The organism is Limnohabitans sp. Jir72 (assembly GCF_003063575.1).
Classification (GTDB): domain Bacteria; phylum Pseudomonadota; class Gammaproteobacteria; order Burkholderiales; family Burkholderiaceae_C; genus Limnohabitans_A.
Genome location: NZ_NESC01000005.1, coordinates 96096 through 108470 on the forward strand (window position 1 = coordinate 96096; position 12375 = coordinate 108470).

13 protein-coding genes are annotated in these 12375 nt (G+C 59.2%); 8 read left to right on the forward strand and 5 right to left on the reverse strand.

Annotated elements, in window-relative coordinates:
- Positions 1 to 3 precede the first annotated feature (3 nt).
- The 3 genes from B9Z52_RS08435 to B9Z52_RS08445 are packed head-to-tail and all read left to right on the forward strand — an operon-like array spanning position 4 to position 3100.
- Entirely contained in the window at positions 4 to 1218 is a 1215-nt protein-coding gene (locus B9Z52_RS08435) for an ABC transporter substrate-binding protein (protein WP_108413412.1), read from the forward strand.
- A 33-nt stretch (positions 1219 to 1251) separates the two neighbouring features.
- On the forward strand, positions 1252 to 2136 hold the full coding sequence (locus tag B9Z52_RS08440) for a branched-chain amino acid ABC transporter permease (RefSeq protein WP_108413413.1): 885 nt from the start codon (positions 1252 to 1254) through the stop codon (positions 2134 to 2136).
- 4 nt (positions 2137 to 2140) lie between these two features.
- Complete coding sequence (locus B9Z52_RS08445) at positions 2141 to 3100, forward strand: branched-chain amino acid ABC transporter permease (protein WP_108413414.1); 960 nt, start codon at positions 2141 to 2143, stop codon at positions 3098 to 3100.
- A 67-nt stretch (positions 3101 to 3167) separates the two neighbouring features.
- On the opposite strand, the gene B9Z52_RS08450 is transcribed toward B9Z52_RS08445, so the two are convergent.
- From B9Z52_RS08450 to B9Z52_RS08460, 3 genes are all read right to left on the reverse strand, one after another.
- Positions 3168 to 3704, reverse strand: a complete 537-nt coding sequence (locus tag B9Z52_RS08450; RefSeq protein ID WP_108413415.1) for a 2,4'-dihydroxyacetophenone dioxygenase family protein — start codon at positions 3702 to 3704, stop codon at positions 3168 to 3170.
- A gap of 104 nt (positions 3705 to 3808) precedes the next feature.
- Positions 3809 to 4363 (reverse strand): adenine phosphoribosyltransferase, encoded by a 555-nt coding sequence (locus tag B9Z52_RS08455; protein WP_108413416.1) that lies wholly within the window; start codon positions 4361 to 4363, stop codon positions 3809 to 3811.
- Between the two features lie 4 nt (positions 4364 to 4367).
- Positions 4368 to 6353, reverse strand: coding sequence for a monovalent cation:proton antiporter family protein (locus B9Z52_RS08460; RefSeq protein ID WP_108413417.1), 1986 nt, complete (start codon positions 6351 to 6353; stop codon positions 4368 to 4370).
- A gap of 110 nt (positions 6354 to 6463) precedes the next feature.
- On the opposite strand from B9Z52_RS08460, the gene B9Z52_RS08465 reads away from it, so the two are divergent.
- The 4 genes from B9Z52_RS08465 to B9Z52_RS08480 are packed head-to-tail and all read left to right on the forward strand — an operon-like array spanning position 6464 to position 9414.
- Complete coding sequence (locus tag B9Z52_RS08465; protein ID WP_108413418.1) at positions 6464 to 7441, forward strand: SIS domain-containing protein; 978 nt, start codon at positions 6464 to 6466, stop codon at positions 7439 to 7441.
- Position 7442: 1 nt separating this feature from the next.
- On the forward strand, positions 7443 to 8021 hold the full coding sequence (locus B9Z52_RS08470) for an HAD family hydrolase (RefSeq protein WP_108413419.1): 579 nt from the start codon (positions 7443 to 7445) through the stop codon (positions 8019 to 8021).
- Entirely contained in the window at positions 8018 to 8620 is a 603-nt protein-coding gene (gene lptC / locus B9Z52_RS08475; RefSeq protein WP_233251894.1) for an LPS export ABC transporter periplasmic protein LptC, read from the forward strand. The genes B9Z52_RS08470 and lptC overlap by 4 nt, the downstream gene beginning before the upstream one ends.
- A gap of 8 nt (positions 8621 to 8628) precedes the next feature.
- A complete protein-coding gene (locus B9Z52_RS08480; RefSeq protein WP_108413420.1) occupies positions 8629 to 9414 on the forward strand; it encodes an SDR family oxidoreductase in 786 nt (261 codons plus the stop codon).
- 110 nt (positions 9415 to 9524) lie between these two features.
- Here the strand turns inward: B9Z52_RS08480 and B9Z52_RS08485 are convergent, their stop codons facing one another.
- Positions 9525 to 10088, reverse strand: coding sequence for an RNA-binding protein (locus tag B9Z52_RS08485; RefSeq protein WP_108413421.1), 564 nt, complete (start codon positions 10086 to 10088; stop codon positions 9525 to 9527).
- A gap of 229 nt (positions 10089 to 10317) precedes the next feature.
- Positions 10318 to 11520, reverse strand: coding sequence for an ammonium transporter (locus tag B9Z52_RS08490; protein ID WP_108413422.1), 1203 nt, complete (start codon positions 11518 to 11520; stop codon positions 10318 to 10320).
- A gap of 223 nt (positions 11521 to 11743) precedes the next feature.
- Between B9Z52_RS08490 and B9Z52_RS08495 the strand changes: the two genes are divergently transcribed.
- Positions 11744 to 12307, forward strand: coding sequence for a TMEM165/GDT1 family protein (locus B9Z52_RS08495; RefSeq protein ID WP_108413423.1), 564 nt, complete (start codon positions 11744 to 11746; stop codon positions 12305 to 12307).
- The last annotated feature ends 68 nt before the right edge of the window (positions 12308 to 12375 follow it).

The following is a 12375-nucleotide window of genomic DNA, read 5'->3' on the forward strand; positions in this document are numbered from 1 at the left end:
CCCATGAAACGCAAACTTCTCGCAACGGCCGCTTTGGCCGCATGTGCATTTGCCGGTACGGCACAGGCACAAGTGTCTGATAATCTGGTCAAGATCGGTGTGCTCAGCGACATGTCAGGCCCTTACTCCGACATCGGCGGTCCAGGCTCCGTGGTCGCCGCCAAGATGGCGGTTGAGGACTACATCAAGGCCACCAAGAGCACACTCAAAGTGGAAGTCGTGAGCGCCGACCACCAGAACAAACCCGACATCGGCTCCAACATCGCCCGCCAGTGGTACGACACCGACAAGGTCGACATGATCACCGACGTGCCCACATCGTCTGTGGGTCTGGCCATTGCCCAAATTTCCAAAGACAAGAACAAGGCCCACGTGAACACCGGCTCGGCCACCGCCGACCTGACCGGCAAGTCCTGCAACGCCAACGTGGTGCACTGGTTGTACGACACCTGGATGCTGGCCAACGGCACCGGCAAAGCCATTGTGAAAAACGGCGGCAGCAGCTGGTTCTTCCTGACCGCTGACTACGCCTTCGGTCACGCCCTGGAGCGCGACACCGAAGCCGTGGTGGTCAAAAACGGTGGCAAAGTGGTGGGCAAAGTTCGCACCCCTTTCCCAACACAAGACTTCTCGTCCTTCCTGCTGCAAGCGCAAGCCTCCAAAGCCAAGATCATTGGCTTGGCCAACGCGGGTGCTGACACCATCAACTCCATCAAACAAGCGTCCGAGTTCGGCATTGTCAAAGGTGGCCAGAACCTCGCCGGTATGCTGGTGTTCCTGACCGACGTGCACGCACTGGGTCTGGAAAAAGCCCAAGGCCTGCTCTTGACCGAGACCTTTTATTGGGATCTGAACGACCAGACTCGCGCATGGTCCAAGCGTTTTGCTGCACAGCACGGCGGCAAAATGCCTTCGTCAGACCAAGCAGGTGTATACGCCAGTGTGATCCACTACCTGAAGGCAGTGGATGCGGGCAAGACCGATGACGGTCTCAAAGTCATTGCCAAGATGAAGGACCTGCCCACAGACGACATCTTGTTCGGCAAAGGCTCCATCCGTGCTGACGGTCGCAAGATTCACCCTGCTTACCTGTTTGAAGTCAAGAAGCCTTCGGAATCCAAAGGCCCATACGACTACTACAAGGTCGCAGCCACCATCCCCGCTGCAGAAGCCTTCCGTCCCCTGAACGAAGGCGACTGCCCTCTGGTCAAGAAGTAATCCAACCCCTGTTCACGCAAGCCTGAAATCACCATGGAAATCTTTGGCATTCCCTCTCAAGCCTTGTTCGGGCAGCTGCTAATCGGACTCATCAACGGGTCCTTTTATGCGCTGCTCTCCTTAGGCCTGGCCGTGATTTTCGGCTTGCTGAACATCATCAATTTTTCACACGGTGCCCAGTACATGCTGGGCGCATTTGTGGCCTACCTGGGCCTGAACAAACTGGGCGTCAACTATTGGTTGGCTCTGGTGCTGACACCGTTCATCGTGGGTGCCAGCGGTGTGCTGATCGAGCGCACCATGCTCAAACAACTCTACAAGCTTGACCATCTGTATGGTCTGCTGCTCACTTTCGGTCTGGCGCTGATCATTCAGGGTCTGTTCCGCAACGAATTCGGCTCTTCAGGCATGCCTTACCCGGTGCCTGAAGTCTTCCAAGGCGCGTTCAACACTGGCTTCATGTTTCTGCCGAAGTACAGAGCATGGGTCATCGTGGCATCCTTGGTGGTGTGTCTGTCCACTTGGTACGTGATCGAGCGCACCAAGCTCGGGGGCTACCTGCGTGCCGCCACCGAGAACCCCAGCCTGGTGCAGGCCTTTGGTATCAACGTGCCGCGCATGATCACCCTGACCTATGGCTTTGGCGTTGGCTTGGCCGCATTGGCCGGTGTGATGGCTGCGCCCATTTACCAAGTCAACCCCACCATGGGTGCCGACCTGATCATCGTGGTGTTTGCCGTGGTGGTGGTGGGGGGCATGGGCTCCATCATGGGCGCCATCCTGACGGGCTTTGGCTTGGGTCTGATCGAAGGCCTGACCAAGGTGTTCTACCCCGAAGCGTCCAACGTGGTCATTTTCGTGATCATGACCATCGTCCTGCTCATCAAGCCCGCCGGTCTGTTCGGCACACAGAAGTAACACCATGTCCAACGCGATTTCTGCCACTTCATCGGCCAAATCCTCCAAGCACCTGTGGGTGGCGTTTGCCCTCATGACGGCCATCCTGGCCATCGCCCCAATGTGGGTGTACCCCGTGTTCTTGATGAAGGTGATGTGTTTCGCCTTGTTTGCGAGCGCCTTCAACCTGTTGCTGGGCTTTGGGGGTCTGCTGTCTTTTGGCCATGCCATGTTCATGGGCTCGGCCGGTTATGTCGCTGCCTACTCGGCCAAGTCTTGGGGGCTCAACCCCGAACTGTGCGTGCTGCTGGGCACCGTGTCATCGGCCACTTTGGCCCTGGTGGTCGGCCTACTGGCCATCCGTCGCCAAGGCATTTACTTTGCGATGATCACCTTGGCACTGGCCCAGATGGTGTTTTTCTTCTGTCTGCAAGTGCCTTTCACCGGTGGTGAAGACGGTATCCAGGCTGTGCCACGCGGCAATTTGTTCGGCTTGGTGGACCTCGAAAACAACGTCAACATGTACATCTTCGTGATGACCATTTTCCTGATGGGCTTCCTGCTGATCTGGCGCGTGATCCACTCGCCTTTCGGCCAGATTCTCAAAGCCATCCGCGAGCATCCCGATCGGACCACCTCCTTGGGTTACGACACCGATACGTTCAAGCTGCTCGCCTTTGTGATCTCTGGTGCTCTTGCTGGTACAGCGGGGGGCACCAAGGCCTTGGTGTTTCAGTTGGCATCACTGACCGATGTGCATTGGTCCATGTCGGGCGAAGTGGTGTTGATGACCTTGGTGGGCGGCATGGGCACCCTGTTCGGGCCTTTGGTGGGAGCAGCCGTGATCATCAGTATGGAAAACTATCTGGCACATCTGGGCGCATGGGTGACCATCATTCAAGGATTCATCTTCGTGGTCTGCGTGCTGGCTTTCCGCCGAGGCATCATTGGAGAGATCGCCAACTGGATCAAAAAGCCGCTGTAATCTCTGCTGCGCTCATGCAAAAGGCCTGCTCAAAGAGCAGGCCTTTTTTATGCTTTGCGCCAAAAACTCAGCGCATGAAGTTCTTCACATAGTCCGCGCCCAAGCCGACATTTTCGAAGTGTGCTCGGTACTTTTCGATGCGCGTGAACACATCGTCATAACCGGTGGCATTGCCTTGTGTGTCCACATACATCAGCGCCCCATGCACGGTGAACATGGTGACCATGTCCTGGCAATCGTCAGGCACCACCAGGGTGTGGGTCTCGCCAGGCGGCTCATACACATAGCTCCCTTGCACGGCCACCCAGTCGTGCTCCAGGTAAAGCCACTTGCCGCGCAGCACATAGGCGTGGACCATGCCCGAATGGCGATGGCGCTGCAGCAAGCCCGAGCGCTTGACCTTGAGCAGGTGAACATAGAACCCACCATTCACATTCAAATGCAAGGGGCGCGACCAGATGCCAGGGGCAATGGGAGCCCACAGACGTTCGTCATCGGTGTCCACATCGGGGATGACCATGTCGGGCGACATGCCCCAAGGTTGCGGTTTGGCGTAAGGTACGCGATCGTCCGCAGCAGCTGGCGGGGTGGCAGAGGTGGTCATGGCGGTCCTGTGCAAACAAAAGAAGGACAGCGTAAAAGCAGCGTCCCTGGCTGTCAGCACTGTGCGCGACAGCGCGTCGCGCAGGTGTCCCTCTTCAGCCCCTGTCAGTGGCCTTCGAAAGACACCAGTGTGAACAGCTTCAGACCCGAGGCTTCGATGCGCTGAGAGCCACCCAGCTCGGGCAAATCCACAATGGCCGCGCCCTCGATGACGGTAGCGCCCAATTTTTCCAGCAGCTTTTTGCCCGCCATCATGGTGCCGCCGGTGGCGATCAAATCATCGATCAACAGGACGCGTTGGCCGGGTTTGACCGCATCGGTGTGCAGCTCGACCGTGGCGCTGCCGTACTCGAGCTCGTAGGTTTCTTCCACGGTGGTGAAGGGCAGCTTGCCTTTCTTGCGGATGGGCACAAAACCCAAGCCCAGCTCGTAGGCCACCACCGAGCCCAAAATAAAGCCCCGCGCATCCAGACCCGCCACCACATCGGGGCGCAAGGCCGGGTCCATGTAGCGGTGCACAAAGGCATCGATCAGCACGCGAAACACGCGCGGGTCTTGCAAGAGGGGCGTGATGTCGCGGAACTGCACACCCGGCGCTGGCCAATCGGGCACGGTGCGGATGTGGCTTTTCAGGTAATCGTTGACGTTCAAGTCCTGCATGGCTTCAACCCCGTAAAAGTTTTTCCTCGGCCAAGGCCAAGGTTTGAGATTTGCCCGACAAAACCAGGGTGTCACCGATCTTCAGTTCGGTGTCGTCGGTGACGGCTTCGGTGTGGCCGTTGGCGCGGCGCAGACTGACCACGCGCACACCCATGGCGTGAAAAGCCAGGTCTTGCACCGTCTTGCCCAACCAAGGAGAAACGAGGGGCAAGCCCACTGTGGTCAAACGCTCATGATCGATTTCGTCCAGCGTGTCGTCATCGGCGCCGTGGAAATAACCACGCAAGAGGTTGTAACGGGCATCACGCTGGTCTTGCACCAGACGGATCACGCGGCGCATGGGCACACCCACCAGCGCCAGCGCGTGGCTGGCCAGCATCAGCGAGCCCTCCAAGGCCTCGGGCACCACTTCGGTGGCACCGGCCAGTTGCAACTTTTCCAGATCCAGATCGTCTTGCGTGCGCACGATGACCGGCACCTGCGGTGCGTGACTGTGTGCATGGTCCAGCACCTTCATGGCGGCAGGCACATCCAGATAGGTGATCACGACGGCACTGGCGCGGGCCAGACCAGCGGCCATGAGCGACTGCAATCGCCCTGCATCGCCAAACACCACCGAGTCTCCCGCGGCTGCAGCCTGCCGCACCCGGTCGGGGTCCAGGTCGAGCGCCATGTAAGGGATGTTTTCTTTTTCGAGCATGCGGGCCAGGTTCTGGCCACAACGCCCATAACCGCAGATGATGACGTGCTTGCTGGTGTTGATCGACTTGCGGGCGATGGTGGTCATTTGCAGAGACTGCTGCAACCATTCACTGGCCACCAACTTCATCACGATCGTGTTGCTGTGCAGGATGATGAAGGGCGTGGCCAACATCGACAGCACCATGCTGGCCAACACCGGATTGAGCAAGGTGGGCGGAATCAACTGATGCTGAGAGCCCAGTGTGAGCAGCACAAAACCAAACTCACCAGCTTGCGCCAAATACAGACCTGTGCGCAGTGCTACCCCTTGCGTGGCCCCGGTCAGCTTGGCCAACGCAGTCACCAGCACCAGCTTGAAGAGCACCGGTAAAACAGTGAGCACCGCCACCAAGGGCCAACGCTCGATCACGATGTGCCAGTCCAACAACATGCCAATGGTGATGAAGAAAAGCCCCAACAAAACATCGTGGAACGGCCGGATGTCCAGCTCCACCTGATGTTTGTATTCGGTCTCGGAGATCAGCATGCCGGCAATGAAAGCACCCAGCGCCAAGCTCAATCCGGCCAACTCTGTGATCCAGGCCAGTCCCAGCGTGACGAGCAAAAGGTTCAGCACAAACAGCTCTTCGCTTTTGCGCCTGGCCACCAAGGTAAGCCACCAGCGCATCACGCGTTGGCCACCCGTCATCAGCAAGGCAATCAGGACTGCAGCCTTGGCACCGGCCGCGAGCAAAGCACTGAACATCTCTTCAGCCGGCGCACCCAGCGCGGGAATCATCACAATGAGCGGCACTACCGCCAAATCTTGGAAGAGCAAAACGCCCACGACCCGCTTGCCGTGCTCGGACTCCAGCTCCATGCGGTCGGCAATGAGCTTGACCACAATGGCCGTGCTGCTCATGGCCATGGCGCTCGACAGAGCCAAAGCGGTCTGCCACTCCATCTTCCAAAGGGTCGGCGCCAAAGTCGCCACAAACAAGGACGTCAAGGTCACGATCACCAATGTCGCCACCACTTGCAACAACCCCAAGCCAAAGACATGCTTGCGCATGGAGCGCAGTTTGGGCAGATTGAACTCCAGCCCAATGACAAACATCAGGAACACCACGCCGAATTCGGCCAAGTGCTTCACGCCATCGGAGTTTTGTGCAAACGCCAGTGCATTGGGGCCGATCACCACACCGACAGCCAGATAGCCCAGCATGGGCGGCAGTTTGAGCATGCGGCAGCCGACCACGCCCAAGACGGCGGCCAGCAAATACAGCAGTGTCAGCTCAAGTGCGCTCATGCTTGGATGGTAACAAGCGCGAGGGCGTATTTCATGCGTGGTGACCCCTGCCCTTGATCGTTCTAGGAAGTGGGGGTATGCGCTGCCATGCCGGCCGATAAAATGGCCTCATGCCCGCTCACAATGCACAAACTCTTCAACTCGCCCGCGAGACCCTCGACATCGAAGCTGCCGCGCTGCTGGGCCTCAAAGCCCGGCTCGACGAACGATTTCTCAAAGCTGTGGACATGATGCTGGCTGTGCAAGGCCGCGTGGTGGTGACCGGCATGGGCAAAAGCGGTCACATCGGCCGCAAGATCGCCGCCACACTGGCCTCCACAGGCACGCCCGCCATGTTTGTGCACCCGGCCGAGGCCAGCCACGGCGATCTGGGCATGATCAAAACGGTGGACATGGTGCTGGGCATCTCCAACAGTGGCGAGAGCGACGAGCTGGTCGCCATCTTGCCGGTGCTTAAGCGCCAAGGCGTACCCTTGATCGCCATGACCGGTGGCCTGAGCTCGTCACTGGCACGCCATGCCGACGTGGTGCTGGACACCTCGGTCGAGAAAGAAGCCTGCCCTCTTAACCTGGCCCCCACCGCCAGCACCACCGCGCAGCTGGCCATGGGCGATGCCCTGGCCGTGGCCTTGCTCGATGCACGCGGCTTCAAGCCCGAAGACTTTGCCCGCTCGCACCCCGGTGGTTCCTTGGGTCGCAAGCTGCTCACCCATGTGAGCGATGTGATGCGCCAAGGTGACGAAGTACCCCGCGTGGGCCTCGACACCGGCTTCTCGGACCTGATGCGCGAGATGAGCAGCAAGGGTCTGGGTGCCTCGTCGGTGGTCGATGACGAAGGCCGCGTGCTGGGTGTATTCACCGACGGCGATTTGCGCCGCCTGATTGAAAAGGGCGCTGACCTGCGAGGCCTGAAGGCCCGCGATGTGATGCACCCCCAGCCCCGCACCATCGCCGCCGAAGCGCTGGCCGTGGAAGCGGCCGAGATGATGGAACTGCACCGCATCACCAGCATCCTGGTGGTGGACGATGCAGGCCGCCTGTGCGGCGCCATCAACACCAACGACCTGATGCGTGCAAAGGTGATCTGACATGCAGGCCTTGATCCCCGCCCTGAACTACGCACCCGAATTGCTGCTGCAGGCGCAGGGCATCCGTGTGGTTTTCTTCGACGTCGATGGCGTGCTGACCGACGGCGGTCTTTACTTTTCTGAATCGGGCGAAACGCTCAAACGCTTCAGCACTCTGGATGGCCAAGGCCTCAAGCTCTTGCAGCAAGCGGGCATCACGCCAGTGGTCATCACTGGTCGCGACTCGGCTCCTCTGCGCCTGCGCCTCAAAGCACTGGGCATCACCCATGCGCGCTTTGGCACCGAAGACAAACGCCCTGCTGCTGAAGATTTCTTGAAAGAGTTGGGTCTGAGCTGGTCACAAGCCGCCGCCATGGGCGACGACTGGCCTGACCTGCCGGTGATGCAACGGGTGGCTTTCGCATGCGCGCCAGCCAATGGTCATGCGCAGGCCTTGGCCATCGCGCATCACGTCACGGCCGAGCGGGGCGGAGAAGGGGCCGCCCGCGCCTTCTGCGATCTGCTGCTGGTCGCCAGCGGTCATTACGCACGCTTGCTGGCCCATGTGGGCTTGGATGCGCACAAAGGTGCATCGGCATGAAAGTCATCAGCCTTTTTCGCCGATTCTTGGACCGGCTGTCGCTTTACCTGCCTTTAATACTGATGGGCTTTCTGGCACTGGCCAGCTGGTGGCTGGTGCGCAGCATGCCCGTCATGGTCCGTATCGACGAGAACAAGCCTTTGCGTAAAGATCCGGACTACCGGCTGGAAAATTTCTCGGTCAAGTCCTTTGACACCACGGGCCGAATGACACGCGAAGTGCTGGGTGACAAAGGCCGTCACTTTCCAGATGTGGACGACATGCACATCGACAATGTACGCGTTTATTCCGAAAGCGATACCGGTGTCAAGATATACGCCCAAGCACAAACCGGCATCGCCACAGGTGATGGTGAACGCGTGACCCTCATTGGCAATGCGCAGGCCATTCGCCCTGCCGATGCCCAATCGCCCCGCACTGAATTACGGGGCGAGCGGCTGGTGGCACTGGCCAAAGAAAATCGCCTGCTGTCTTCTGACCCGGTGGAAATCACCCGCGACAAGGACGTGTTCACCGCGCTCACCCTGAATTTCAACAGCAAGAGCGGCATTTACCTGCTGGAAGGCCGCGTCCGCGGCATGCTGGCGGCCAAACCTTGAAAGCACACATGAGACTGGTATTCATCACAGGTGGCTCCAGTGGCATTGGCCAAGCCATGGCCACCGTTTATTTGCAACAAGGCTGGCGCGTGGCGCTGGTGGCCAGGCGGCTGGATGCCCTGACGGCATGGACCGCAGACATGTCTGTGCAACTCGCTCTGGGCCCGGATCGTCTTCAGGTCTATGGTGCAGACGTGCAAGACGTGGACAGCATCATCGCGGCTGCCGATCAATGCATCGCTCAAATGGGCCTGCCCGATGTGGTGATTGCCAATGCCGGCATCAGCCAAGGCGTAGACACAGCCGAGCGCGAAGACTTGGCGGTGATGCGCCAGGTGATGGACACCAATGTGCTGGGCATGGCCGCCACATTTCATCCTTTCATTCGCGGGATGCAAGCACGCGGATCGGGCTCGCTGGTGGGCATTGCCAGCGTTGCGGGCATTCGCGGTTTGCCTGGTCATGCGGCTTACTGCGCGAGCAAAGCCGCCGTGATCAGTTATTGCGAGAGTTTGCGTGGCGAATTGCGCGCATCCGGCGTTTGCGTCACCACCATCGCGCCCGGCTATGTGGCCACGCCCCTGACCGAGCGCAACCGCTACCCCATGCCTTTTTTAATGAGTGCCGAAGCCTTTGCCAAGCAGGCGGTGCGCTGCATTGCACGCGGCACGAGCTACCAGGTCATCCCACGGCCCATGGCTGTGGTGGCCAAACTGTTGCGCATCTTGCCCAATGCGGTGTTTGATCGCGTGCTCAAGGGCCAGCCCCGAAAACACAGGCACTCAGACAACTGAGACTGGCCCGAGCGTCTGTGCATGCATCGGGCCCAGAAACAACAAAGCCCTGCAGTGCAGGGCCTTGTCAAAATTCAAGGACTGGGTATTGACCCAGCCGCAGGCGTGAATCAGTAACCGCCGCCGTAGCCGCCACCGCCTTCGCGACGCCCGCCACCATTGCCACCGCCGTTACCGCCACGTGGGCCAGCACCGTAGGGGCTGCGGAAACCGCCGCCGCCGCCTTCACGGCCACCGCCACCGCCGTAACCACCGCCGCCTTCACGACCGCCACCGTAGCCGCCACCGCCTTCACGGCCGCCGCCATAACCACCGCCGCCGCCGCCTTCGCGACCGCCACCGTAGCCACCGCCGCCTTCACGGCGACCGCCGCCAAAGCCGCCGCCACCACCAAAACCACCGCCGCCGGTGCGGGGAGGACGTGCTTCCATCGGACGGGCTTCGTTGACCACCACATTGCGGCCGCCCAGAGGCTGGCCGTTCATGCCGTTGACCGCAGCTTGCGCTTCGTCATCGCTGCCCATTTCCACAAAGCCGAAGCCTTTGGAGCGGCCCGTGTCACGTTCCATCATGACTTTGGCGCTGGTGACAACACCGAATTCACCGAAAGCTTGTTCCAAATCGCCGTCACGAACCGAGTAAGGCAGGTTGCCGACGTAAAGTTTGTTGCCCATGAAAGGGACTCCTCAAAACACAGAGATAAAAGCGATGTAGCTCTGAAAGCGCATTCAACAAACCTTGAAACTTCGGAAGGAAAGCGAAACGGATCTGGTCACCGCAAACAATGCGTTGCTGTTTTTCTACAGCAACGCTCGTCCATTATGCGTCATAAAACAAAAAAAGATGCAAGGGGTATCCCCGCAAAACGCGCCATGGTTGGCTTTCCAACACAAGGCGTCAGATTTACCAGCTCACTTCGCGATCGGGTGTGGCACTGATTTTGTGCACCGTCAGGTCAGCGCCTTCGTACTCTTCTTCAGGGCTGAGTTTCAGACCCAAGCTGACTTTCAGCAGGCCATAAACCACAGTGCCGCAGAACAACGCCCAGACAACCCCCATTACCGTACCGATCAATTGGGCTGTGAAATTCACGCCACCCAGACCGCCCAGGCTCTGCAAGCCAAATATGCCCGCAGCAATGCCACCCCAGGCACCACACAGGCCGTGCAGCGGCCAGACGCCCAGAACGTCGTCGATCTTCCATTTGTTTTGGGTCAGTGTGAACATGACCACAAACAAGGCGCCGGCCACAGCGCCCACAGCCAAGGCACCAAATGGGTGCATCAAGTCAGAACCAGCGCACACTGCAACCAAGCCTGCCAAAGGGCCGTTGTGCACAAAGCCGGGGTCGTTTTTTCCCAACAACAAGGCGGTCAGGGTGCCACCCACCATGGCCATCAAGGAGTTGACAGCCACCAGGCCTGAGATTTTGTCCAAGGTCTGTGCGCTCATCACGTTGAAGCCGAACCAGCCCACGATCAAAATCCAAGCGCCCAAGGCCAAGAAAGGGATGCTCGATGGCGGGTGTGCCGAGACCTGGCCATCTTTGCGGTAGCGGTTGTAGCGCGCGCCAAGCAAAAGGACGGCAGGCAATGCGATCCAACCGCCCATGGCATGAACGACCACCGACCCGGCGAAGTCATGGAACTCGTCACCGGTGAAGGCTTTGATCCAGGCTTGCACACCGAAATGCTGGTTCCAGGCGATGCCCTCGAAAAAGGGATAGACAAAGCCGACGATCACGGCCGTGGCAATCAACTGCGGCCAGAACTTGGCACGCTCGGCAATGCCACCGGAAATGATGGCGGGAATGGCCGCAGCAAAGGTCAGCAGGAAAAAGAACTTGACCAGCTCGTAACCATTCTTGGCCGCGAGCACTTCAGCGCCCACAAAGAAACTGGTGCCATACGCCACGCCGTAGCCGACCACAAAATAAACCACGGTAGAGACCGAAAAATCCACCAAGATCTTCACCAGCGCATTGACCTGGTTCTTTTTGCGAACTGTGCCCAGCTCCAGAAAGGCAAAACCGGCATGCATGGCCAAGACCATGATGCCGCCGAGCAAAATAAAGAGCGCATCTGCGCCCTGTTTCAGTGCATCCATCACTGTCCTCTTTGATTTTTGATTTAAATTGGTGCAAAAAAAAGCTATTTTTAGCATTTTGCACCATTGCAAAGCATGAATCATGCCCAACTTGATGCCAACACCCACCGCGCGGCCTTATTCGGTGCACCCTGCCGCCGGAAGCACCAAGATTGCACGTCTGCGTCTCGTAAGATCAGGTTTTACTTTTGCGCGCGGACATGGGCTGCGTCAACACACACTCATGGAAGCTTTCCTCGTCTCTACCGGCATCGTGGCTTTGGCCGAAATGGGTGACAAAACGCAATTGCTGTCGCTGGTGCTGGCCGCGCGTTTTCGCAAGCCCTGGCCCATCGTGCTGGGCATTCTGGTGGCCACGCTGGCCAACCATGGCCTGGCCGGTGCCGTGGGCAGCTGGGTCACCACCGTGCTGGGCCCCGATGTGCTGCGCTGGGTGCTGGGCGGCTCGTTCATCGTCATGGCGGTGTGGATGCTGATCCCCGACAAGTTGGACGACGAAAAGGGCGGCGACGCGCCGCGCATGGGCGTGTTTTTGACCACCGTGGTGGCCTTCTTTCTGGCCGAGATGGGCGACAAAACCCAGATCGCCACCGTGATGCTGGCCGCGCAGTACCAAGCGTGGTTCACCGTGGTGGCCGGCACCACGCTGGGCATGATGCTGGCCAACGCGCCAGTGGTTTGGCTGGGCGATGCCATCACGAAGCGTGTGCCGCTGCGCATGGTCCATATTGTGTCGGCGGTCATTTTTGCCGTGCTGGGGGCTGCAGCACTGCTGGGCTGGGGCTGATTTATACTTGGATTGCGCCGATTTGCTCCAGCTTGCGGGCGCAGGAATCCAGACGATTCCAAAATGCA